At 71.0% G+C, this 23,588-nt stretch carries 22 protein-coding genes; 14 read left to right on the top strand and 8 right to left on the bottom strand.

Annotated features, from left to right (window positions below; genetic code table 11):
- From C5E05_RS12525 to C5E05_RS12510, 3 genes are read left to right on the top strand one after another with little or no spacing between them, the layout of a single operon-like run.
- Positions 1-369, top strand: coding sequence for a DUF6507 family protein (locus C5E05_RS12525; RefSeq protein WP_104332614.1), 369 nt, complete (start codon positions 1-3; stop codon positions 367-369).
- A complete protein-coding gene (locus C5E05_RS20185) occupies positions 366-2,894 on the top strand; it encodes a hypothetical protein (protein WP_181059555.1) in 2,529 nt (842 codons plus the stop codon). The genes C5E05_RS12525 and C5E05_RS20185 overlap by 4 nt, the downstream gene beginning before the upstream one ends.
- 9 nt (positions 2,895-2,903) lie before the next feature.
- Complete coding sequence (locus C5E05_RS12510; protein ID WP_104342099.1) at positions 2,904-3,410, top strand: DUF6301 family protein; 507 nt, start codon at positions 2,904-2,906, stop codon at positions 3,408-3,410.
- Positions 3,411-3,558: 148 nt separating this feature from the next.
- Here C5E05_RS12510 and C5E05_RS12505 read toward each other — a convergent pair whose 3' ends face one another.
- Both C5E05_RS12505 and C5E05_RS12500 read right to left on the bottom strand, forming a co-directional pair.
- Positions 3,559-3,867: a hypothetical protein gene (locus C5E05_RS12505; RefSeq protein WP_104244287.1), complete on the bottom strand. Its 309-nt coding sequence runs from the start codon at positions 3,865-3,867 to the stop codon at positions 3,559-3,561.
- A gap of 25 nt (positions 3,868-3,892) precedes the next feature.
- Complete coding sequence (locus C5E05_RS12500; RefSeq protein WP_104244289.1) at positions 3,893-4,240, bottom strand: hypothetical protein; 348 nt, start codon at positions 4,238-4,240, stop codon at positions 3,893-3,895.
- A gap of 141 nt (positions 4,241-4,381) precedes the next feature.
- Here C5E05_RS12500 and C5E05_RS12495 point away from each other — a divergent pair, with 141 nt between their 5' ends.
- The 5 genes from C5E05_RS12495 to eccCa are packed head-to-tail and all read left to right on the top strand — an operon-like array spanning position 4,382 to position 11,817.
- Positions 4,382-5,119, top strand: coding sequence for an FHA domain-containing protein (locus C5E05_RS12495; RefSeq protein WP_146081112.1), 738 nt, complete (start codon positions 4,382-4,384; stop codon positions 5,117-5,119).
- The gene (locus C5E05_RS12490) at positions 5,116-5,616 is read left to right on the top strand and encodes a hypothetical protein (protein ID WP_104244293.1); all 501 of its coding nucleotides are present in this window, start codon (positions 5,116-5,118) and stop codon (positions 5,614-5,616) included. The genes C5E05_RS12495 and C5E05_RS12490 overlap by 4 nt, the downstream gene beginning before the upstream one ends.
- Before the next feature lie 47 nt (positions 5,617-5,663).
- Positions 5,664-6,998, top strand: a complete 1,335-nt coding sequence (locus C5E05_RS12485; RefSeq protein ID WP_104342097.1) for an EsaB/YukD family protein — start codon at positions 5,664-5,666, stop codon at positions 6,996-6,998.
- Complete coding sequence (locus C5E05_RS20365; RefSeq protein WP_104342096.1) at positions 6,995-7,849, top strand: hypothetical protein; 855 nt, start codon at positions 6,995-6,997, stop codon at positions 7,847-7,849. Before C5E05_RS12485 ends, C5E05_RS20365 begins: the two co-directional genes overlap by 4 nt.
- Entirely contained in the window at positions 7,846-11,817 is a 3,972-nt protein-coding gene (gene eccCa, locus C5E05_RS12475) for a type VII secretion protein EccCa (RefSeq protein ID WP_104342095.1), read from the top strand. The genes C5E05_RS20365 and eccCa overlap by 4 nt, the downstream gene beginning before the upstream one ends.
- Positions 11,818-11,847: 30 nt before the next feature.
- On the opposite strand, the gene C5E05_RS12470 is transcribed toward eccCa, so the two are convergent.
- Complete coding sequence (locus C5E05_RS12470; protein ID WP_104244301.1) at positions 11,848-12,135, bottom strand: GNAT family N-acetyltransferase; 288 nt, start codon at positions 12,133-12,135, stop codon at positions 11,848-11,850.
- 147 nt (positions 12,136-12,282) lie between these two features.
- Between C5E05_RS12470 and C5E05_RS12465 the strand changes: the two genes are divergently transcribed.
- Together C5E05_RS12465 and C5E05_RS12460 are read left to right on the top strand one after the other, a co-directional pair.
- Entirely contained in the window at positions 12,283-13,215 is a 933-nt protein-coding gene (locus tag C5E05_RS12465; protein ID WP_104300578.1) for a M15 family metallopeptidase, read from the top strand.
- Between the two features lie 69 nt (positions 13,216-13,284).
- Complete coding sequence (locus tag C5E05_RS12460) at positions 13,285-15,807, top strand: zinc ribbon domain-containing protein (RefSeq protein ID WP_146081111.1); 2,523 nt, start codon at positions 13,285-13,287, stop codon at positions 15,805-15,807.
- A gap of 102 nt (positions 15,808-15,909) precedes the next feature.
- On the opposite strand, the gene pgm is transcribed toward C5E05_RS12460, so the two are convergent.
- Entirely contained in the window at positions 15,910-17,538 is a 1,629-nt protein-coding gene (pgm, locus tag C5E05_RS12455; protein WP_104244331.1) for a phosphoglucomutase (alpha-D-glucose-1,6-bisphosphate-dependent), read from the bottom strand.
- 67 nt (positions 17,539-17,605) lie between these two features.
- Here pgm and pheA point away from each other — a divergent pair, with 67 nt between their 5' ends.
- A complete protein-coding gene (pheA, locus tag C5E05_RS12450; RefSeq protein ID WP_104300583.1) occupies positions 17,606-18,553 on the top strand; it encodes a prephenate dehydratase in 948 nt (315 codons plus the stop codon).
- Here the strand turns inward: pheA and C5E05_RS12445 are convergent.
- Positions 18,550-18,873: a DUF6907 domain-containing protein gene (locus C5E05_RS12445; protein WP_104300585.1), complete on the bottom strand. Its 324-nt coding sequence runs from the start codon at positions 18,871-18,873 to the stop codon at positions 18,550-18,552. The two genes, pheA and C5E05_RS12445, sit on opposite strands and share 4 nt — an antisense overlap.
- 245 nt (positions 18,874-19,118) lie before the next feature.
- Here C5E05_RS12445 and C5E05_RS12440 point away from each other — a divergent pair, with 245 nt between their 5' ends.
- Positions 19,119-19,445, top strand: coding sequence for a hypothetical protein (locus C5E05_RS12440; RefSeq protein WP_104342093.1), 327 nt, complete (start codon positions 19,119-19,121; stop codon positions 19,443-19,445).
- Here C5E05_RS12440 and C5E05_RS12435 read toward each other — a convergent pair.
- The 3 genes from C5E05_RS12435 to C5E05_RS12425 all read right to left on the bottom strand — a co-directional run bounded on the left by C5E05_RS12435 (position 19,442) and on the right by C5E05_RS12425 (position 21,403).
- On the bottom strand, positions 19,442-19,756 hold the full coding sequence (locus C5E05_RS12435; protein ID WP_104307685.1) for a DUF6907 domain-containing protein: 315 nt from the start codon (positions 19,754-19,756) through the stop codon (positions 19,442-19,444). The two genes, C5E05_RS12440 and C5E05_RS12435, sit on opposite strands and share 4 nt — an antisense overlap.
- 67 nt (positions 19,757-19,823) lie before the next feature.
- Positions 19,824-20,072 (bottom strand): helix-turn-helix domain-containing protein, encoded by a 249-nt coding sequence (locus C5E05_RS12430; RefSeq protein ID WP_104244315.1) that lies wholly within the window; start codon positions 20,070-20,072, stop codon positions 19,824-19,826.
- Between the two features lie 164 nt (positions 20,073-20,236).
- Positions 20,237-21,403, bottom strand: a complete 1,167-nt coding sequence (locus tag C5E05_RS12425; RefSeq protein ID WP_104244317.1) for a diacylglycerol kinase family protein — start codon at positions 21,401-21,403, stop codon at positions 20,237-20,239.
- Positions 21,404-21,488: 85 nt separating this feature from the next.
- Between C5E05_RS12425 and serS the strand changes: the two genes are divergently transcribed.
- Positions 21,489-22,754 (top strand): serine--tRNA ligase, encoded by a 1,266-nt coding sequence (serS, locus tag C5E05_RS12420; protein WP_104307686.1) that lies wholly within the window; start codon positions 21,489-21,491, stop codon positions 22,752-22,754.
- A complete protein-coding gene (locus C5E05_RS12415; RefSeq protein ID WP_194686498.1) occupies positions 22,751-23,587 on the top strand; it encodes an HAD family hydrolase in 837 nt (278 codons plus the stop codon). Before serS ends, C5E05_RS12415 begins: the two co-directional genes overlap by 4 nt.
- Position 23,588: the final 1 nt, after the last annotated feature.

Below are 23,588 nucleotides of genomic sequence, written 5' to 3'. Positions count from 1 at the left end.
GTGTCCGACTGGAAGATCGATCCGACCGGCGTGCAGGGCGTGCTCACGAGCGTGCAGGCCACGCAGGGTGAGCTCGCGACCGTCATCACGGAGGCCGGCATGAACGGCGTCATGGCCGGGGTCGCGTGGGGCGGCGGCATCACCGTCGGAGTCTCCGAGGCACTCGCCGGGCTGCTCACGGAGCAGCAGTCGAATGTCACCGCGGTCGGCAACACCGTGAACGCGAGCGTCGCGGGTGTCGCCAACGCCGTCTACGCCTACAACAACGGGCAGGAGCAGATGGCGCTCGAGTTCCAGGGTGCCATCGCCGACGGCTCGAACGGCGACTTCAGCTTCTTCGAGCAGCACGGATACCAGGGGGACGCATGACGATCGAAGTCTGCACCGGGGACGGCCTCATCGACCCGTCTGCGTTCGTCTGCAAGAGCGCGGACCTCGACACCTCGGTCATCGAGGGTTCGGCGACCTCGCTCGAGGGCATGGGGAGCGGCCTCGTCGAGAAGGTGTCGACGATCAGCACGACCTGGGCGGGCATCGGCGCCTCGTACCAGGCCCCAGAGCAGGAGTCCGTGTACGCGGCGATCTCGCCGGCGACCAACGCGGCCTCCGACGTCGAGACGAGCTTCTCGAGCGCGGCCGGCTACCTGCGCACATACGCTGAAGAGCTCGAGGGCGTCAAGACGACGCTCAAGGACCTCGAGGATCGAGCCGCCGCCTTCCGGCAGGAGGCGCTCCGGGGCTACAACGTCACGGTGTGGGATGCGCACGGGCTGTCGTGGGAGTGGGCGACGACCGACATCACGAAGCTGGGCGACAAGACCGAGCACATCTCGTGGACCGAGCACGGCCCCGCGCGGGACAAGAACGAGGAGCTGCTCGCCGAGTACGCCGCGATCATCGAGACCGTCTCCGCCGCCGCGACGACCTGCGCGGCCGGGCTCGAGACGCTCAGCACGGGCAGCTACGTCACGGAAGACGAGGCCATCACCGCCGAGGCGATCATGGCGTCGACAGAGCTGCCCTGGGGCTACCCGGCCGACGAGGACCGCAACTGCTCCGAGTCGGTCGCGCACGGCGCCGGCAATTTCTGGCACGGCACGTGGACGGGCGCGGCGTCGCTCATTGGCCGCGACCCCGTCTCCGGCGAGTGGGGCTGGGACAAGGCGGGCGCGGCCTGGGGAGGGCTCGGCAACTTCGCCCTCTCGACGGCCGTCGTGCTGTCGCCGACGACCTGGGCCGTGAAGCTCGTCGCTCCGGGATCGGAGGCCGATCAGTGGTTCGACGATCGCGTGAACGTCGCCGCGACCGGCTGGGGGAGCCTCATCGGCTGGGACCACCAGGCTGCGCTGGCAGGAGAGAACGGCTTCCACGCCTGGGAGGAGGACGCCGTCGCGACGGGCACCGAGACGCTCGCGAACATCGGCACGTTCTTCATCCCAGGGGCGAACATCGCCAAGGGCGTCTCGACGGCGGGCCGTGTCGGCTCGATCGTGACGCGTGCCGGTGCCTTCGCCGCCGACTTCGCCATCCCCGGCGGCTCGCTTGCCGTCGGTCTCGCGACGCGGGGCATCCGGTTCTCGCCGGACGGCCTGCGCATCACGCCGTACGTCGGGGCGACCGGGATCGTGGATGCGCTCGCTCCCACGGGAGGGGTTCCTCCCGTGTCGAACGCGTTCGGCCTCGAGGCGCCCGGCTCGACAAGCCTCCCGGGAACGGGAGCTGTGCCGGGAACTGGAACTGTCCCGGGAACTGGAACTGTCCCGGGAACCGGAACTGTCCCGGGAACGGGAGCTGTGCCGGGAACGGGAACTGTCCCGGGAACAGGGACCGTTCCGGGCACCGGAACTGTCCCCGGAACCGGAACTGTCCCGGGAACGGGCGCCGCGCCTGGCACCGGAACCCTCCCGGGCACCGGCCCGGGGTCGCCGACCGCGCCCACTTTCGACCCACCGCCTGCGCACGCACCGGATGGGCCGGGTTCGGCTGTGCCTGGCGGCGATGCGCCTGGCGGCGATGTGCCTGGCGGCGAGTCCCCGCGGACGGGCGCTCCGGTCAACTCGCCCGGCGTGGAGCCCTCGAGCATCGACCCGCACTCCGCGCACCGCACTCCGACGGACATCGGCGTCGACCGCTCGGCGGACTTCGACGGGCACCACAGCACGCGCTCCGAGCAGGAGGCGATCCGGCATGAGGCGCTCGAGACCCGCAACGAGCAGCTCGAAGCCCTGAACGACCTCGATCTCACGGTCGATGTCGACGGCGGGGCGCTCAACAAGAAGAACATCATGGCGACCATCGACGAGCTCAACGACCAGCTCGATGAGCTGGACCTGCCGCCGGAGGAGCACGCCGCCGCGGCGCAGGCGATCGCCGACCTCGAGGTCGCGGCCAGCGCCGAGCGCGAGGCCTTCGGGGCGCAGGTGGGCGCATCCGAGCAGATGGGCGACCAGGCGGCACGCGACGCGATCGCCACGCAGGGCGGAACGGTTGTGGTCGACGGCGACGGGGCTGGCCCCGGGACGTTCGATCAGATCGGTCTGCGCGTCGGCGAGGACGGAACGCAGACGCTCATCGTCGCCGAGGCGAAGGGCGGCAGCGCGCGCCTCAGCACGACGGGCCGGATCCTCCCAGACGGCACGACGCTGTCCGACGGCACCGTGCTGCCGAACGGCAGCCGCGCGGCTCAGGGGTCCACGCTGTACTTCAACGATGTGTTCCGCAACGACGCCAACCTCGCCGCGTACCTCCGCGACAATCCGGCCCTCGCCGCGGGCCTGGCCGACGGCTCGGTCAGGGTCGACTACCAGCTCGTCAAGGCGAGCCCGGGTGGCAGCATCTCCGTCCAGAGGCTCGGCCTCAACCCTGCCGAGCTGAACCTCGGCCTGCCTCGATAGGATCAGCCCATGGATGCACTCTCGCGCGCGACAGACGAACAGGTGCGTGCGGTCTGCGCGGCCTTCGACGCGGTCGAGTGGCCGCTCGGTCGCGACGGCTACGCGGCGCTGGCTGAGGAACTCGGCTGGCAACCGAAGCTGGAGACGTCGAGCGGCATCCAGCACCGCTCCGGCTACCCCGTGAGCCTCCCGACCGTGCGGTCGCTGGTCGCCGACGAGGCGGTCTCGCAGATCACGATCGCCGCGAGTGACAAGAGCGACGACTCGGCGGCCCTCTCTCAGGCGGCGAGCGCCCTTCGCGACGCGGTGGACTCGCAGCTCGGGGCCCCGTCGGGCCAGCAGCAGGGGGACCCCTACTGGGAGCTGGGCAACGGCGGACGCATCTGGCTGAAGTCGGTGCCGAAGAAGGTGCTCCTCGTGGTCCAGGACCAGCGCTTCGCCGACATCGAACGCGTCGAGGAGCGTCTCGGCATCGACCCGACCCGCAATCCGGGCACCGCCGACGACAACCGGTAGCAGCCCGCTGCGCACTGCGCAGCGACACGGGACGACAGAAGACGGCGGCACGCGTGAAGCGTGCCGCCGTCTTGGGTGCGGGCGTCCCGTGCTCGGCCGAGCGGAAGCTCGGCCGAGCGGAAGCTCGGCCGAGCACGGGAGGCGCGGCCTAGCTTGGGATCGAGGCGCGCGCAGCCGACAGGGCGCGGCGTGCGACGTCGTCGTTCTCGACGAGCGAGTTGCGGATGGCGGCGATCACGTCGCGCACCTGCTGGCCGGCGGAGTTCCACTGCTGCTCGAGGTGCGCGTACTCCTCGGAGACGCCGTCTGCCTGGTAGTCGGCCATGGCCTGCTTGACGTCGGCGTCGCGGCGGTCGAGTGCCGACTCGAGGCGCGCGGCGACCTGCTCGAAGTTCGCCTGCGTCGCCTCGGAGGAGCCGATGTTGTAGTCGTTGCGGTCCATCTGGTTCGTGAACATGCGTGTTCTCCGGTTCTCGGGAAGGCTAGGCCTGCGGGCGGATGCGCGACAGGAAGGACTCGGAGCTGAAGTCGGTCGAGTTCGACGACGCCTCGTGGGTTGCCGCGCCGTCATCGGCGGCAGCGACGAACGCCTTGTTCTGGCCGCTGATCGACGTGACGATGCCGGCGAGCGCCGAGTTGAGGGCGTTCGAGATGTCGTCCGTCTTGGCCTTGAAGTTGTTGAAGCTGGCCTTCGCCGGTCCGTTGAAGGTGGACGCGAGCGGCTCCGCAGCATCGAAGAGCTGCTTGACGAGCTCGCCGAGGTCGTCCGATTCGGTCTGCGACTTGTTCCCGAGCGTGACCAGTGTCTGGTCTTCCATTGCGAACTTCATGGCATCCTCTCCAGCACCGCGGTCGGCGCGCGTTGTCCTCCGGAGACGTCAGTTCAGCATGATCGCACCGCCCTCGTCCAACTTTTTCGAGGGGAGTTCTCCCCTCCCGGGGTCAGGTTCGTCCGACTAGCCTTGCCACTCGTGTGGAAACAGGCCGATCTCCCAGCGGCGACCCGCCAGCGCGCCTGGTCGGTCGTGGTCGATGTCGCGCTCGGACTCGTCGTCGTGGCTGGCCTGTCGCTCTTGGCCGCGCGGATCAGCGGCGCGTTCGCCGCGGTTGTCGGAGCATCCGCGGCTCTTCTGATGCTCGGCCTCTGGTGGTGGCTGCGGTCGGCCCTCGGCACGAGCCCTGGCCACACGCTGCTCGGTCTGCGCACCGTCGCGCGCTCGACGGGGATGCCCGCGCGACCGCTTGCCGGCGCGCGGCTGACGGTCGACATCCGCAGAGGCCTCGACCCGCTCGAGCTGATGCCGGCTCCCATCGAGCTCGCACCGCCCACGCGTGTTCCCCAGCGCTTCTCGAGCCCGGACCTGGAGCTGCACTTCGACGACGGCTCGCGTCACGTCGTGCGCGGCGTCATCATCGTGGGTCGTGCGCCGCAGGTCACCTCGAGGGGGCAGCGGCCCGTCGCGGTCCCCGACTTCTCGCGGAGTCTCGCGCCGACGCACGTGCGCCTCGAGCCGAACTTCGACGGCGTGCTGGTCACCGACCTCGGCAGCATCGGCGGCACGTGGGCCTTCGCCGGCGGCGACCCGAGGCGGCTCCAGCCGGAGACCGCCATCACGGTTCCCTTCGGCACCGTGCTCGCCCTCGGGTCGCGGCGCGTGCGTCTCGGACGGCCCGGCGCGAGCATCGCAGGATCGGGGGTGGCGGCATGAGCGACACCGACCGCACCCTCATCGACACGACTCGCGCCCACCGCGAGCGGATGCTGGGCGCGCTCGCGCACGGACCGCAGGCGACGCGGCGGTCGGTCAACACCAACGTGGGGCGACTCCTCGGCTCGGTCATCCTCGGAGCCGTCATCTGCTGCGCGTGCCTCGGCACGAGCTTCGTCGTGAACCTCCTCGAGGACCGGAAGCAGCAGGAGGCGATCTCCGCGTTCCAGGCCGCGGCAGCCGCGAACCCCGTTCTGCCCGGCGGCACGGTCGTGAAGGATGAGGCCACGGGCTTCCTCCTCGACCAGGCGACGGGCGAGTACACGGACCCACGGACGGGGTTCGTCGTCGATCCCGTGACCGGCTACGCCACCGACCCGGAGGGCAAGCTCATCGACACGAGGATCGGCTGGTACATCGACCCCGCGACGGGCTACTACACGAACCCGACGAGCGGCATCACGATCGACCCGCAGACGCTGACGGTCGTCGAGTGAGCGGCTTCCGGATGACCACCCGTCGCACGACCCCTGAGGAGCACTGAGTGTCGTACACGCGACTCACCGTCATCGGCAGCGAGCGCAAGGCCGAGCTCGCACTCCCGAACAGCGAGCCCGTCGGGGTGCTCCTGCCGCACGTGCTCGAGCTCCTCGAGGAGACCCCGAGCGGGGGCGCCGTGCTGACGCTGACGACACTGACGGGCGCATCCCTCGACTTCGACGCGACCCTCGAAGAGCAGGGCGTGCGGCCTGGGGCACTGCTGCGGGTCACGACCGTGGATGATGCTCCGCAGGCGCCGGAGGTCATCGACATCACGGACGCCATCACCGAAGCTGGCGCTGCGAGGCGGGACGCCTGGACGCAGGCGCACACACGTTCCGTGCTCGCGGTGGCCGCCGGTCTCGCCGCCGCTGGAGCCGGTCTCTGGGTCATGAGCGCGTTCGCGCTGCCCGCCGAGTGGATGCTCGCCGCGGTCGCGTTGCTCGCCGCCGCTGGCGCGGGTCTGGCGCGGTCCGGCCAGCGGGCCGCGGTGGCTGGGGCGGCGAGCGCTGCGCTCGGCCTCGCCGTGCCCGCCGCCTTCGGCCTTGCCGCCGAGATCGGTGCGGCGAGTGGCCGCGAGGGCGGCTGGGACGCGCTGCCGACCGTCGTGCTCGTCGCGGCGATGGCGGCATGGTTCGTGCTCGGCCTCGTCTGGGGTGTCGGCTTCCAGCGGACCTCCGCGAGGTACGGGGCTGGGGTCGGGCTGCTGCTCAGCGCCGGGCTGTTCTTCGTCGACCTGGCGGGCTTCGACCGCGGTGGCGTGGCCCTGTTCGCCGCGGTGCTGAGCGTCGCTGTGCTCGGTCTCCTCCCCGGCGCGGCGCTCTCGCTGAGCGGGCTCACCGCCTACGACGACTGCATCATGCGCGGCGCGCGCGCCACGACGTCGGATGTCCGGGCGGCGATCGCGGAGTCGTTCGCGCAGCTCACCTGGACCGTCATCGCGGTGTCGGCCGTCGCGCTCCTCTCGCTCTCCGAGCTGCTGCTCTCGCAGGACCCGTGGCGGCAGGGACTCGCCGCGTCCCTCGCCGTCATCGCGCTGCTCCGCATGCGGACGTTCCCCCTCGCGCCGCCGCGGATCGCACTCCTGCTGGCGGCCGCGGTGCCGACCGCGCTGTGGCTGCTCTCGACGACGCTCGTCAGCGACGAGGGGAAGGCGCTCATCGCGGGCGTCGCTGCGCTCGTCGCCGTCGTCGTCGCGGCGTGGGAGCCCAGCGAGGTCGTCGCCGCGAAGCTCAGGAGATGGGCGGACATCCTCGAGCTGCTTGTCGTGCTCACGGTCGTGCCCCTCGCGCTCGGCTCGTTCGGCGTCTTCGCCGACCTCCTCGAGGCCTTCCGTTGAGTCGCCTCGACGGGTTCAGGCAGGCGCTCACGGCTCGCGGCGCGGCCGAGCTGCAGGACCTGCGCGAGCGGGCCGCCGTGCCCCTCGCGCTCCGGCGACGTGTCGGCGTCGCCTCGCTGGTTCCGGGCTCGGGATGCACGACCGTCGCCGTCGAGCTCGCGCGCTTCCTCTCCTCCGCGAGAAACGACCGGGTCCGCTTCGTCAGCGCGCAGGGTCCCAGCCCACGACCGGAGCGCGGCCTCGAGGGCACGAGCATCGAGGCCCTCGAGCTCGCCCCGACCGAGTGGCCGGCGGACGTCGAGGCGTGGTGGCGGCTGCACCGCGCCTCGAGCGACCGGTACGACCTCACCGTCACCGACTGGGGTACCTCCCCGCTCGCACGCATCCGCGACCTCGCCGAGCATTCTCACGTGCTCTGCCTCGTGACGACCGCCGAGCGCGCGAGCATCCAGCACGCCCTGGACATCGCCGCCGCCATCGGCGAGCGCACACGCGTCGTGCTCGTCGCCGTCGACGTGCATCGGAGGGCCGGCCTCGCCACCGAGAGGCTCGTCAGCAGGCTGCCGTTCCCCGCGGTGCTCGTGCGGCACGACCGGGCGCTGGGAGCGGGCGCGGCGCGCGGTCTCGACGGCGTGCGGATGCTGCGCCTCGGCGCCAGGGTCATCGACGCCGCCGCGGGCATCGCGGTGCCGCCTGCTCCTGTTCCTGTGCCTGCTCCTGCCCCCACGCCCCAGGCCCAGGCCAGTCAGGCTCCGCCGCAGGTCCCGCCGTCGGCGCCCCCACACGTCCCCGCACCCGCCCAGGTGTTCCCGCCAGCACCCCACGCCGACCGACCAGGAGCGCGATCGTGAGCATCCGCGACGCCCACCGCCCCACGCGCACGGTCTTCCCCGCGCCCAGGCCCGAGGCGAGGCAGCTCGCCTCGCCCCCCACGCTCAGCGACGAGGCGAGCGCGACGCCGTTCCAGTTCCTCCTGCCGGTCGTCGGCGCCCTCACCTCCGTGACGATGATGGTCGTCATGCGCAACGGGCAGCCGCTGTTCCTCTTCATCGCGGGCATCGTGTTCGTCGTCGCGATCGTCTCGGGCGTCGGCTTCGCCGTCTCCGCGCGGGGCCGCGCCGGGCGCGCGCTCCGCCTCCGCCGCAAGCGCTACCTCGACTACCTCGAACGGCAGCGCAGCGAGCTGCGTGACGAGGCGACGGATGCGGTGCGGGCCGCGAGGCTCGTGCACCCCGACCGCAGCGGGCTCGCCTCCCTTGTGCACGACCCCGCGCGCCTCTGGGACCGCCGCAGAGGCGACGCCGACCACCTGCAGGCGCGCGTGGGAACGGCGACCGTGCCGTGGTTCCAGCTCGCGGTGGCCGCCGAGGATTCGCCCACCGAGCCCGCCGACCCCATCCTGCTCCGCGAAGCGCAGCTGCTCGCCGAAACGCACAGCGAGATCCCCGGCATGCCCGCCATAGCTGACCTTCGCGGCGCATCCGTCGTCGCCGTCATCGGGCCGCGGGAGCGGACCGTGCCCCTCGCCCGCGGCCTCGTCGCCCAGCTCGCAAGCCACCAGCTGCCCGACGACGTGCAGCTCGCCGCCGCCTTCGCCCCAGATCGCGGCGACGACTGGCGGGGCTTCGACCTGCTGCCGCACGCGCAGAACCCCCGGCTGTTCGACGGGCCCGTGCCCGCGCGTCGCGTCGCCCCCGAGCTGCGGCAGCTCGCCGCCGTGCTCGGCAGCGAGCTCCTCGACCGCACGCAGACGGCGGCCGCCGCGAGGCGCCGGGGCGGCAAGGCCACCGCGCTGACCAGCCTCGTCGTCATCGACGACCGCCACGGAGAGCCCGCCCGACCGTTGCAGCTGCCCGACCGCAGCTACACGCCGAGCGAGATCGGCGTCACCGTCATCCACCTCATCGACGATCGCCTCGACGAGCCCGACGACGTCGACGTCCGCATCGAGCTCGACGCGGACGGGGCAGCGCGCCTCACCCACGATGCCGGCGGCAGCGGACAGCGGACTGTGCAGTTCGACGCCGACGAGCTCACCGCGACCGCCTTCGACGGCCTCGCCAGGACCCTTGCCGCGAAGCGCACCTTCGCGGCGGCGGGCGCTCGCGACGACGAGGGCCCAGCCGCCGACATCGCCGAGATCCTGGGCGTGCCCCTCGACAGGCCCGTCTCCCTCGACCGCGTCTGGGCGCCACGGCAGCCAGCGGAGTTCCTCCGCGTCGCGTTCGGCGTCAACGACCAAGGGCGACCCGTGCACCTCGACCTCAAGGAGAGCGCGCAGCAGGGCATGGGCCCGCACGGCATCTGCATCGGAGCCACCGGGTCCGGCAAGTCCGAGATGCTGCGCACCCTCATCCTGTCGCTCGCCGTCTCCCACCCGCCGGAAGACCTCGCGATGATCCTCGTCGACTACAAGGGCGGCGCCGCCTTCGCGCCGTTCGAGGGACTGCCGCACCTGGCCGGCCTCATCGACAACCTCGCTGACGACCCGCAGCTCACGGTCCGCGCCAAGGCCTCACTGCAGGGTGAGGTCGTGCGCCGCCAGCAGCTCCTCAAGAGCGCCGACTCGTCGCCTTCGATCTCCCACTACCGCGAGCTGCGGCGCACCCGCCCCGAGCTGGCGCCCATGCCGCACCTGTTCGTCGTCATCGACGAGTTCGGCGAGCTCCTCACCGCCGAACCCGACTTCATCGACCTCTTCCTGCAGATCGGCCGCATCGGCCGCTCCATCGGCGTCCACCTCCTCCTCTCGAGCCAGCGCATCGAGGGAGGGAAGCTGCGGGGGCTCGACACCTACCTCTCCTACCGCCTCGGCCTGCGCACCTTCAGCGAGGCGGAGTCCCAGGTGGTCCTCGGCTCCAACGATGCGTTCCACCTGCCGCCAATCCCCGGCTACGGCTACCTGAAGGTCGACACGAGCGTCTACCAGCGCTTCCACGCCGGCTACGTCTCCGGGCCGGTCGACGAGGTCGCCGAGGCGCGCCCTGCCTCCGACGACGAGCATCCGCGCATCGTCGAGGTCCCCGCCTACAACGGCATCGAGAGCGGGGGAGGCCCGGATGCGCCGCTCGTGCTGCGTGCGCCGGAGACGCGGCGCACCCTCATCGACGACCTCGTCGCGCAGCTCGACCGGCCGCACAAGGTCCGGCCGGTGTGGCTGCCGCCACTCGCCGAGCGCATCTCGCTGGGCGACGCCTTCGCCGCCGGATCCGGGCCCGCCGCCGAGCCGACGATCGCCGGCGCCGCCTCCCTCGCCGACCCGAGCGACGGGCATCCGCTGCGCATCGTCGTCGGCGTCGAGGACGAGCCCGCGAACCAGCGCCAGGAACCCTGGGTGCTCGACCTCACCAAGTCCGGCGGCCACATCGCCATCATCGGCGGGCCGCAATCGGGGCGCAGCACCGCGCTTCGCACGATCGCGGCCTCCCTCGCGCTGAGCGGGTCGCCGGGGGCCGTCGGCATCTACGGCATGGACCTCACGGGTGGTGGACTGCGCAGGCTCGAAGCGTTCCCGCACGTCGGCGGTGTCGCCGCTCGGGGCGACGACTCTCGCCTCGTGCGCCTCGTCGAGGAGCTCACCGCCATGCTCCGCATGCGCGAGGAGCTGTTCAAGCGCCACAGCATCGACAGCACGGCGCAGCTGCGGGCCATGCACGCAGCCGGCAAGCTGCCGGAGCTCCCGACCGCCGACATCGTGCTGCTCGTCGACGGATACGGCGCGCTCCGTCAGGACTTCGAGCACCTCGACGGCCCCTTCACGAAGCTCATGCTGCAGGCCTCCAGCTACGGCATCCACCTCGTCGTGACGCTCGGTCGCTGGAGCGAGCTGCGCATGGCCCACCAGTCGCTCTTCGGCACGCGCATCGAGCTGCGCCTCAACGACCCCGCCGACTCCGCCATCGACCGTAAGCTCGCGAAATCCGTGCCGCCCGACTCCCGTGGGCGCGCCCTCACCGACGCGAAGACGCTCGCCCAGTTCGCCCTCCCGACGCTGGAAGCGGTCGACCCGGACCAGGTCGGCGAGGCACTCGAGGAGCTCGCTGCTCGCGCCGCGGAGTCCTGGAGTGGGCCGGCGGCGGCCCCCATCCGGCTCCTGCCGAACACCATCGACGCGTCGACGCTCCCTGACGCAGCCGACGAGCCGACGGCCGTGCCCCTTGGGCTCCGACAGGACACGATGGACACCGCCCTCTGGGACTTCCTCGACTCCGACCAGCACCTGGTTGTGCTCGGGGACGCGAAGAGCGGCAAGTCGACGGCACTGCGCGTCATCGCGAAGGGGCTCGTCGACCGGTTCACGCCGGACGAGCTCGCCATCGCGGTCGTCGACCCGCGCGGCAAGGTGCCGAGCGTCATCCCCGAGGAATACCTCGCGGCGCACGCCAGATCGGCCGCTCAGGCCAGCGGGCTGGCCGCTTCCATCGCGAGCGAGCTCGCCGAGCGTCCCGGACGCACCGCCGAGCAGCTGCGCAAGACGCCGAGGGTCGTGCTGCTCGTCGACGACTACGACATCGTCGCGGCGGGTGGCACGGACCCGCTCGGCGCGCTCGGGCCGCACCTGCCCGCGGCCCGGGACCTTGGCATCCACATCGTCGTGACGAGGCCGGTGGCAGGCTCGACGAGGGCCATGTACGCGCCGTTCCTCCAGAGTACGCGCGACACGGGCGGTGCGCTGCTGCTGCTCTCCGGCGACCGCAGCGAGGGCCAGATCGCGCCTCGCGTCTACGCCGAGCGGATGCCCCCTGGGCGCGGCAAGTACCTGCGCCGCGGCGAGGCACCCGCGGTCGTGCAGCTCGCGAACCTCCCCGAGGCCCTCTGACCCCTCCGCCCTGCCCCCGCCCCGCCGAGGTCAGCGAGTGGTGAGGGCCTGGAACTCGGGGTTCTTGCGGATGAACGAGGCGACGTACGGGCACTGCGGCACGATCGTGAGGGCCGACTGCTCGCCGAGGGCCGTGAGCGCCGCATCCGTCAGGACGGCGGCGAGACCCTGCCCCTGGTAGGCGGGGTCGACGACGGTGTGGTCGATGACGATCGCATCGGCCGTCGTGACGTAGCTCAGGTAGCCGAGTTCGTTGCCGTCGCCGTCGTTGAGGGCGAAGCGCGAGCGATCCTGCTGGTGCTGGACGGTGTTTGACATGGCCAGAGGGTACGCCGTGCCGCGAACAGCCACCTCGATGTCGGCTGTGCCAGTCCCGTGCGCCGCTCGCGGCGAGGCCGTCCCTCGTATCCGCGCCACTCGGCCAGCCCCTGGGGCGCGTGCGCAAGGCTGTGCGAGGGTTGACCGGTGACTGAGGAGCAGCAGGGCCAAGCACCCGACGATCAGGGGCGTCGTGCTGAGCGCGCTGAGCGGACGGAGCGCACCAAGCGGGGAGTCTCCGCGCGGGTTCGCCGCAACAGGAAGATCGCAGCGGCGGCGCTGGCCGTGGTCGTCCTGCTCGGCGGCGGCTTCGTCTATTGGGCGGTCACCGCGGCATCGAACGGGGATGCGAACGTGCCGACGATCGCATCCACGACGCCGCCCGCGACCCCATCTGCCTCGGCGACCTCGACACCGACGCCGGAGTCCACCCCGACGGCAGACCCCACCCCGACGGAGACGCAGCCCCCTGCGGCGGCCCTGAACATCACGGACCCCAACAGCATCACGGTGCTCGTCAACAAGCAGACCCCGCTCTCCCCGGCCGACTATGCGCCGGGCGATCTCGTGGCGATGTCCGACATCGGCGTCCCCTCCGCCAACGGCCACTCGCTCCGCTCGGAAGCGGCAACCGCAGTGCAGACCATGTTCGCGGCGGCCAGCGCCGAAGCCGGCCTCACCCTCGACATGACCAGCGGGTACCGCGACTACGGGCTCCAGACGGAGCTGTACACCGGCTACGTCGCCGAGTTGGGGCAGGAAGCCGCCGACCTCACCTCGGCCCGGCCCGGCTACAGCGAGCACCAGACGGGGCTCGCCGCAGACATCTCCTCACAGGGAGAGGGCTGCGTCCTCGAGCAGTGCTTCTCGACGACCGCCGGTGGGCAGTGGCTCGCTGCCAACGCGCACCGGTTCGGGTTCATCCTGCGCTTCCCCGACGGAGCCACCGCGACTACCGGATACGAGTTCGAGCCCTGGCACTACCGCTACGTGGGCGCCGAGACATCGGCCGCGATGCAGGCGGCCGGCGCGACGACGTACGAGGAATTCCTTGCCGCTCCCGCGGCACCGGGCTACTGAGAAGACGATGCTCGGTAGAGTTCTGCCAGAGCTTTGAAAGCAGAAGCACTCCAAGACCAGGAGGTCGAGATGGCAACGTGCCCCACGTGTGGTGCCGAAGCGCAGGTCGGACAGAGATTCTGTGCCGAGTGCGGTACCAAGCTGACGGTCGCGCGTCCTCGCGCCACTGAGGGCGAAGGCAGCAACGCGGCGCCTCGCCGTCCCGCGGATATCGGTGCTGGCGGGTTCCGCTGGAACGCCTCCGCGCCCACTCCGCCCTCCGAGGTGGTGGGTCGTGCTCGCGAGGAAGCGCAGCAGGCGGCTCCACCGTCGAGCGACGGCGACGACTTCTTCGCACGGTACCGGCCGAAGGCCGCGTCGCCGAGCGCACCGGAGGCTGACGACGACGAGGCTGACGACGCCGAGTCGGCTGCCCCGGAACCGCAGTCGTACCTCCGCTCGCGCCGCCGGTTCAACCCCGACCTGCGTGCCACGGGTGAGCGCGACATCGTCGCCCCGAACCCGGTCGCAGCGGAGCCCTTCTCTCCCCCGACCCCCGCGGTCCCGAGGAAGCCGGCCGTTCCCACAGCGGTCGAGCCCCCCGTCGAGGAGCCGACGCCCGCATCGACGCCTGCCGAGGCGGATGCTCCAGCGGCGCCGGGCGCTACGGGTCCGGTTCGCGACGCGTTCGCCTTCGAGCCGCCGACCACTGAGTTCGATGTGCTTCCCATGAGCACGCCGACGCGCGCCGCCGGTCCGACCGGATCGTCTGGTAGCGACGACGAGGCCCGAGGCCAGGTCCCGAGCTGGTTCTCCGGCCTCGAGGGCACTGGCGACCCGGCTCCCGTGGCCTCGGCACCCGCCGAACCCGCGGCACCCGCAGCACCCGCAGTCCCCGCTGCGCCAGTCGAGCCCGCAGCACCCCCTGCCGCAGTGCCGACAAGCGCGGCGCCGCAGTTCGGCCGCCCACCGGCGCAGGCCGAGGACTCCACGCCGGCAGCACCCGCGAACGAGGGGCCGCGCGAGGCCACGACGGCCGAGCCGCAGGCTCCCGCGAGCAGCCCCAGGATCCCGTCCTTCCGCGCCGACCCGCCAGCTGCTCCCGCGCCGAGGGTGGTCCCGTCTTCGCCGCCGATGCCGGCGACCGGCGACCCCCTGCGGGGCGCATCCGCAGCCCCTGTCTTCCCGAGCGGGCCTGCAGTCGTGCCGGGCGAGCCGCCGCGCGCAGCACCCGCGGAGAGCAGCGCCTTCGATGAGCTCCTCGCCGGAGAGCGCAGCGACGGCAGCGTCCTGGACGACTCGGATCGCCCCATCGTCTCCCGCGACTTCGAGCAGACCGGCATCGTGCCGCTGCCCTCGCGAACCCGGGAGAGCTTCGGAGGCGCACGAGAGTCCGAGCGGCAGGATGCGGCCGATCTCTTCGGCGCGCCAGCCACGCCAGCTGCGCAGATCCCGCCAGCGCCATCCGCCCCGCAGGCGCCCCAGGCCCCACAGCCACCCGTGGCCGAGCACGCGCCAGACGCCGAACCGCGGACTCGCGCGCTGCCGCGACAGGGTGCGAGCCAGGAGTTCGACCACGCCCCTGCTGACGACCGCGATCGGCAGGCAGCCGCTGGCACCGCAGCTGCAACCGCCGCCGGAGCCGCAGTTGCTGGGGCTGCTCCATCACTGCCCTCCGAGCGAGGCACGACGCGGCCGCCGCGGTCCGACGATGGCCAGCGCGAAGAGGACCCGGCCAGGGAACTCCTCTCGAGCTGGTTCGACGAAGACGACGCAAGCGAGCAGCCGTCGGCGCCCGCATCCGCCGGAGCGCGCGCGGCTCGCCGGCCCGCTCAGGCCGCCACGGCGTCTGCCGCACCGGCGGGAGCCCCGCCCAGGTCTCCTGCACCCACCTCCGCCGGACCGGTCGGCGACGGGCCAGACCTCAAGCCCTCCGACCGCAACCCGTTCGATCGGGTCGGGGCGGCCCTCGGCGGCGGCAACGGCGGTGGCGGCGGTCGCATGGGAGCGGCCGTCCGCGGCCTCGACAACCGCAACCGTCGCCGTCTCGGCGTCATCGCGCTCTCGGTGGTCGGCTCGATCCTGCTCATCCTGTCCGCCATCATGATCGGCAATGTCGTCGGCGCGAACCGCGACGAGCCGACAGCGAGCGAGACTGCGCAGGAACAGCCAGCGACCGAGGATCCGACGACGCCCGCCGTCCCCGCCGCCGTTGCCGACCCCAACTTCGCCCCGGTCACGTTCACGAGCGAGACCGGCAACATCCGCTGCCAGATCACCCCGGAGACGGGTGTCACCTGCCAGCAGTACACGGTTGGCTTCGAGGTCCCGGAACAGGCCTGCGAGGCGGGAGCGACGGGCGTCGTGGTCGGTCTCGACTCGAACGGCTACACGTTCCCGTGCCTCACGGACGACATCCCGACCGAGGGCGCCGTCGTACAGCCCTACGACTCACCCGTGGCGCTCGGCGAGTTCGTGTGCGAGATCACGTTCGAGACCGGCGTGACCTGCTTCAACGCATCTGGTGACATCGTCAGCGTCGAGTACTCGGCGGGAGTCGGTCAGGCCGGACGCCTGAGCGCGACGAACCCGACCCCAGCGGCAGGGCAGTAGCGGCCCGCACGGCACGACGAAGAACGCTGCCTGCGTCCGCACCTCCCGAGCTTGACCGGAGGTGCGAGACGCAGGCAGCGTTCTTCGTGCGAGGACGCGCTGCTAGGAGCCCAGCGCCGCGTCGACGATCGCCTTGGCCTCCGCCTGCACGAGCTTCAGGTGCTCTGGCCCCTTGAACGATTCGGCGTAGATCTTGTACACGTCCTCGGTGCCGGATGGGCGGGCAGCGAACCACGCGTTGGCGGTCGTGACCTTCACCCCGCCGATCGCCGCACCGTTGCCTGGGGCGTGGCTGAGGCGCGCCGTGATGGGGTCGCCGGCGACCTCGACCGCGGAGATGGCGTCGCCGTCGAGCTTGCCGAGCACGGACTTCTGCGCCGGCGTTGCCGGGGCGTCGACTCGCTCGTAGGCGGGGCGGCCGAACTCCGCGACGAGCTCCTCGTAGCGCTGCGACGGGGTCTTTCCGGTGACGGCGATGATCTCGGCCGCCAGGAGGGCGAGCAGGATGCCGTCCTTGTCGGTGGTCCAGACGGTGCCGTCCTTGCGGAGGAACGAGGCCCCTGCGGACTCCTCGCCGCCGAACACGATCGAGCCGTCGATGAGGCCGGGCACGAACCACTTGAAGCCGACGGGCACCTCGACGAGTGTGCGGCCGAGCGAGGCGGCCACGAAGTCGATCATGGTGCTCGACACGAGCGTCTTGCCGATGCCTGCCGTCACCGACCATTCGGGGCGGTGCGCGCACAGGTAGTCGATGGCCACGGCCAGGTAGTGGTTGGGGTTCATGAGGCCAGCGTCCGGGGTGACGATGCCGTGGCGGTCCGCGTCTGCATCGTTCCCGGTCAGGATGTCGTAGTCGTGGCGGCGCGCGAGCACGGAGGCCATCGCGGACTGCGACGACGGGTCCATGCGGATCTTGCCGTCCCAGTCGAGTGTCATGAACGGCCAGCGCGCATCCACGTCCGGGTTCACGACGGTGAGATCGAGGTCGTACTCGTCTGCGATGGCCTGCCAGTAGCGCACGCTCGCGCCGCCCAGGGGGTCTGCGCCGATGCGCACGCCCTCGCGCTTGATGGCGTCGACGTCGATGATGTTCTTCAGGTCGCGCACGTAGTCGCCCTTGAAGTCGTGGCGGCCCACGTTGCTCGTGTCCGGAGTGCCGCGCTTCACACCGTCGAGGCCCGCTTCGATGAGCTCGTTCGCTCGATTCGCGATCCAGCCCGTCGCGTCGCTGTCAGCCGGCCCGCCGTGCGGGGGGTTGTACTTGAAGCCGCCGTCCTGGGGAGGGTTGTGGCTCGGGGTGACTACGATGCCGTCGGCCTGCTCGGTGTTGGCCGGGTCCGCGTTGTAGCGGATGATCGCGTGGGACAGCGCCGGGGTCGGCACCCATTCGTCGTCGAGGTCGGCGAGCACGGTGACGCCGTTGCCGACGAGCACCTCGAGGGCGCTGCGCTCGGCCGGCTCGCTGAGCCCGTGCGTGTCGCGGCCGATGAAGAGCGGACCCGTGATGCCCTGCGCCTCGCGGTACTCGACGATGGCCTGCGTGATGGCGAGGATGTGGGTCTCGTTGAAGGACGAGGTGAGGCTCGAGCCGCGGTGGCCGCTCGTGCCGAACGCGACGCGTTGCGTCGAGACGGCGGGGTCGGGGATCTTCTCGGCGTACGCAGCGATGAGTGCGTCGAGATCGATGAGGTCAGATTCAAGGGCGAGGCTGCCAGCGCGATCGTGCATGTCCACAGTCTGGCACCGCGAGGTGTCTCGTGGGGAGGAAGTCGAGCATCGGCATAGGCTGATCTCCATGACCGAAGCCAGTGCCGTGCCAGATGAGCGAGAGACGTACTCCTACCTCGGGCCGGCGGGCACCTTCACGGAGGCGGCGCTCGGCCAGGTCGAGGCGGCCCGGGGGCAGATCTGGCGGCCGGTGAGCAACGTCGGCGAAGCGCTCGCCGACGTGACGACGGGGCGCAGCGTCGCGGCGATGATCGCGATCGAGAACAGCATCGAGGGTGGGGTCACGGCGTCGCAGGATGCGCTCGCCACGATTCCGGGGCTCCGGATCGCGGGGGAGTACGAGGTCTCCATCTCCTTCAGCCTCGTGGTGCGCCCCGGAACCCGTCTCGAGGATGTCCGCACCGTCTCCGCGCATCCGGTGGCGTACGGGCAGTGCCGGAGGTGGCTGCACGCCCACGTCCCGGGCCACGAGCACGTCGCCGCGAACTCGAACATCGCCAGCGTCAATGCGCTCTTCGATGAGCGGGGTGACATCGACGCCGCGATCGCGCCGCGGGGGGTCGAGGGCCGCTTCGACGTCTCGGTGCTCTCCGAGGACATCCAGGACAACAAGATGGCGCGCACGCGCTTCGCGCTCGTCAGCCTGAGCCGCGAGCTGCCCGCCAGGACGGGCGCCGACAAGACGAGCCTCATCGTGGAGCTGCCCGAGGAGTTCCCGGGATCGCTCATGGTCATGCTGGAGCAGTTCGCGACTCGCGGTGTGAACCTGTCGATGATCACCTCGCGTCCGCTGCCCGACCGCATCGGCTCCTATCGCTTCGTGCTCGACCTCGACGGCCACATCGACGATGCGAGGGTGGCGGATGCGCTGCTCGGGCTTCGCCGGTTCAGTCCGCACGTCATCTTCCTCGGCTCGTATCCGCGTGCCGACCGGAAGCCGGTCGTCGTCGACCCCAAGTGGGGCGACGAGCACTTCGGGGAAGCGGTCGACTGGCTGAACTCTCTGCGCGGCTAGCGCGAGCCGGGATCGGGACCGCAGCTCTCGAGCAGGCTCGCCGCGAGGCGTCGGGCGCTGTCGACGGTGATGTCGAGGACGGGCCCGCCGTGGAGGAGGAGTGCGAGCCACGAGACGCGCTCGTGTGCCTCCTGATGCTGCACGAGCACAAGCGGGTCGACCGCGAAGGCGTGCTGTCGCCCGCCGGGGGATTCGTGGTCGGGCCTTCGCGACACGACCGACACCTCGCGGCTGAGGCTGTAGTGCAGGGTCTCGTCGGTGTCGAGGTGCAGTGCGACGCACCATTCTGGGCATCGCTGCGTGCCGGATGTCGTGGTCATGCGCGGGGTCTCCCTGCTTGCGTGCGACGATGGCGCTCCCGGTCCGGCACAGCCGGGAGAGTCGTCGCGTGTGGCGTACTCGGTCTGTCCGGACACCGTAGAGGCGACCACCGACGTTTCGCGCCCGACCGGGCGCCCGGGTCCGCGTCGCGAGGTCCAGGTCCCGAGCGGTCGCCTCTGAGAGACTTGGGTGCCCGCCCCGGCCTGGGGTCGCGTGCATTCTCGTGTCTGGAGGAGAGACAGCCATGTCGCCCACCAATCAGCGCCTGAGGCGTCTGCTGCGCACCGCGTGCCTGCTCGTCGCAGCAGCCTTCGCCGCCGTGCTCGTCCCCTGGGAGCCCGCGACGGCGCACGCCATCGAGATCGGGACAGCTCAGACGGCGACCGTGCAGTCTGTTCCCCAGGCGGCCATCGTCACGATCGCGGTGCTCTCGACGCTCATCATCGTGCTGCTCATCGCCTTCGTCGTCTGGATGCGTCGGCGTGGGCACGCCGAGGACGCGGATGACGCGGACGCCGCGGGGAGCGACGGCGGCGTCGACTCGAACGAGGGAGTGTCAGACACGCGCTAGGCGCTGGTGTCCTCGGCGAGCGCCTGCAGGGTGCTGCCGAGGCGTGCGGCGCTGGCTGCGGTGAGGTCGAGGACGGCTGCCCCGTCGCGCAGGACCGCCACCCAGGTCTCCGATTCTCCCGCCTCCCGGTGCGTGACCAGCTCGAGCGTCGTCGGGGTGGCTGGGACCTCGGGTCGGAAGCGAAGCTCCGCGGAGGTCGGTCGCTGCAGGAGCTCGATGGCAAGACTCTCGCCGTAGTGCAGCGTCTCGCCGTCGAGGTGCAGCGAGACGCACCAGGTGGGGCAAGGGGTGGTGCCGGTGGGGTGCTTCATCGGTCGCTCCAGGTGTTCGCGAGTCAGCGGATTGGCGTCGAGCAGACCCGGATGCTGAGGCGCGGAGCTAGGCGACCGGCGGTGCCGTCGGCCCGGTGTCGCCTGCGTCGGCAAGGAGGTCCATCGGCGGCACGCCGAGGAGTTCCGCCATGCCCTCGAGGGTCTGCAGCGTGATGTTGCGCTCGCCGCGCTCGACGGATCCGATGTAGGTGCGGTGCAGCCCCACCACGTCGCCGAGCGCCTCCTGGCTGATACCGCGCGAGAGGCGGATTCGACGGATGTTCTTGCCCACGCTTCGTTGGAGTTCACCGACCATGCCCCAAATGATGGAATGCCGCTACTCATGAGTCTACAGAGTTATAAGTAGCATTCTCTGCCCCGAACGAACCAGGGTCAAGCGAAACGCGGCGGTCCGTGAGACAAGTGAGCTGCGGTACGCGCGGTCTGGGCCCCTCGATGCGGGGTTCGGGCGTGTCGTCCCTAGAGCGACGGCCGGCTCGGGCTGTTCTCAGGTCCGGTGATGCCGAGGCGACGCGCGAGGGTGCGGAGCCCCTCGTTCTCGGGCATGGGCTTCGGGGTGCGCACCGTGAGGCTGGCAGGCTCGATCCAGATGCGCGCAGCGGTGATCTGCCCCGCCGCATCCCCGTCGACCTCGAACTCCTCCGGGCCGGAGTCGAGGCGGAAGGTGACCTCCTCGACCTGCGCGTAGGTGAGGGCGCGCACGTGCTTTCGGCCCTCGAGGAGGATGCGCCTGCCGACATCGGTGCGCCGCATGATGCCGGACTGCACGACGAGGCGGCCGTAGATCTGCAGCCAGCCGATCAGGCCATTGGGGCGCATGATGGCGAGGTCGAGCCTGCCATCGTCGATCTCGGCGTCGGGCAGCAGGTGGAGCCCGCCCGGCATGAGCCCGCAGTTGCCGACCATGACGGTGGCCGCCCGGAGCGACCGCGCATGCGTCTTGCCGTCGACGCGGAGACGCAGGTGGAAGTTCGGTCCGTTGGCGACGGAGCGGGCGATGCCGCCGAGGTACGCGACCCAGCCGACCTTCTTCTTCAGGTCCTCCGAGGTATTCGCGATCATGCCGGCGTCGACGCCGACGCCGCCCATGACGGTGAACGCCATGCGCTCGCGGGTCTTGTCTTCGCGTTCGACGGCGGCCCAGCCGACGTCGATGCGCGCATCCACACCGCCGAAGGCGACTTCGACGGCTCGGGCGAGCGTTGTCATGGGGAGCGTCGAGGGCTTCGCGCCGGGTAGGAGAGTGGATGCGTTCTGCACCATCTCGGACACCGTGTCGGTCACGCCTCCCGCGACCTCGATGCCGATGTTGCGCGCGAGGAGGTTGCCGGTTCCGCCCGGGACCACGCCGAGTGCGACGTCCGTGCCCGCCAGGGTCTCGGCGACGAGTCGAACGGTTCCATCGCCCCCGGCGGCGATGACCATCGTCGCGCCGGCTTCGATGGCCTCCTTCGTCTGCCCGGCTCCGGGGTCGTCCGCGGTCGTCTCGAACCACAGGGGCTCCGGCCAGCCGTACCGTTCCGCGCTCTCGGCCGCGGCTGCGCGGAGGGCTTCTGTATCGACCTTCACTGGGTTGACGACGATGGCGGCGAGCTTGTCTGAACCCTGTCGGGCGGTATGCGGCATGCAGTGAGCCTAAGTCAGCGGCGGTGTGCGTCTGCGGCGAACGCGCTCCTCTGCTCGCGGCACCCTCGACGACTAGGCTTGGACCGTGATCGACGCCCAGCTTCTCCGTGACCAGCCCGACCTCCTCAAGCGCTCTCAGATCTCGCGCGGCAACGACCCCTCGACGGTCGATGCGGCGCTCGAGGCTGACGCTGCTCGCAGGTCTGCGATCTCCGAGTTCGAGCGGCTGCGCGCCGAGCAGAACGCCGCCTCCAAGCTGGTCGCGAAGGCCAGCAAGGAGGAGAAGCCGGCGATCCTCGCCTCGGTGAAGGACCTGGCGGTGAGCGTCAAGGCGGCAAGCCAGGCCGCGAACGAGGCGAGCGCGGCTGCGGATGCGGCCATCGGGCGCATCCAGAACCTCGTCATCGAGGGCGTGCCGGCTGGCGGCGAGGAGAACTTCGAGGTCCTCAAGACGGTGGGCGAGCGCCCGGCGTTCGACTTCGAGCCGCGCGATCATCTCGAGCTGGGGGAGCTGCTCGGGGCGATCGACATGCAGCGTGGGGCGAAGGTCTCCGGTGCTCGGTTCTACTTCCTGCGCGGCATCGGTGCCCGCCTCGAGCTGGCCCTCATGACGTATGCGCTCGATGTCGCGATCCGCAACGGATTCGTGATGCTCACGACGCCGACGCTCGTGAAGCCGGAGATCATGCGCGGCACTGGCTTCCTCGGCGAGCACGCCGACGAGGTGTACCACCTGCAGGACGACGACCTCTACTTGACGGGCACCAGCGAGGTGGCGCTCGCGGGCTACCACTCCGACGAGATCATCGACATCGAGGCAGCGCCGATGCGCTACGCCGGCTGGTCGACCTGCTACCGCCGCGAGGCCGGTTCGCACGGCAAGGACACGCGCGGCATCATCCGCGTGCACCAGTTCAACAAGCTCGAGATGTTCGTCTACGCGAAGCCGGAGGACGCGGAGGCGGAGCACGAGCGGCTCCTCGGCTGGCAGGAGGAGGTGCTGCAGTCGCTCGGCCTGAGCTACCGCGTCATCGACACCGCCGCCGGCGACCTCGGCTCCTCGGCGGCTCGCAAGTTCGACGTCGAGGCGTGGGTTCCGACGCAGGATGCGTACCGCGAGCTCACCTCGACCTCGAACTGCACGACCTACCAGGCCCGTCGCCTGTCGACGAGGTATCGCACCGAGTCCGGCAAGACCGCGCCGGCTGCGACCCTCAACGGCACGCTCGCGACGACGCGCTGGCTCGTGGCGCTGCTCGAGACGCACCAGCGCGCCGACGGGTCGGTGGTCATCCCCGAGCCGCTGCGTCCCTACCTCGGCGGCCTCGAGGTCATGGAGCCCGTCAAGTGAGCGCGGTGAACCTGCCAGAGCAGGGCGCTGCGGGCGGGCGGATGCTCGTCGCGCTCGACATCGACGGCACGATCCTCGGCATCGACGGTGCGATCCCGGACGCGACGTTCGAGCAGGTTCGGCGGCTGCAGGCCGCGGGCCACGAGGTCATGCTCGCCACCGGCCGCAGCTGGGCGGACACGCGACCCATCGCCGAGCGGCTCGGCCTCGACTCGCAGTTCCACGTGTCCGCGAACGGCGCCATGACGCTCGAGCGCGACGCGGTCGCGCAGGGCGGGTACGCGACTCGCTGGATCGAGACGTTCGACCCCACCGAAGTGCTCGTCAGCCTGCGGGGAGCGCTGGAGAACGCGATGTTCGCGGTCGAGGACCCGCAGGGTGTGTTCAAGTACAGCGGGCACTTCCCCGACGGGAGCTTCGAGGCGCGCGGCGAGGAGGTTCCCTTCGAGGGGCTCCTCAACGCCGAGGCGACGCGACTTGTCGTCATCTCCCCTGACCATTCGATCGAGGAGTTCACGGCGGTCATCGAGCGTCTCGGTCTGCACGAGGTCAGCTACTCCGTCGGCTGGACCGCGTGGCTCGACATCGCGCCGGAGGGCGTCAACAAGGGGACAGCGCTCGAGCGGGTGCGCCGCGAGCTCGGCATCCCGATGGACCGGGTCGTGGTCGCCGGCGACGGGCGCAACGACATCGAGATGCTGCAGTGGGCGTCCAACGGCGGCACGGCCATCGCCATGGGCGACGCCCCGCAGGAGGTCATCGACGCTGGCACGGTGCTGGCGCCGGACTTCGCGCACGACGGACTCGGCGTGGCACTGAGCAGGCTCAGCTAGG

This window comes from Pseudoclavibacter sp. AY1H1 (genome assembly GCF_002931055.1).
Classification (GTDB): Bacteria; Actinomycetota; Actinomycetes; order Actinomycetales; family Microbacteriaceae; genus Pseudoclavibacter.
Note: the sequence above shows the minus strand (reverse complement) of the source record. Positions and strands in the feature narration are given on the sequence as shown.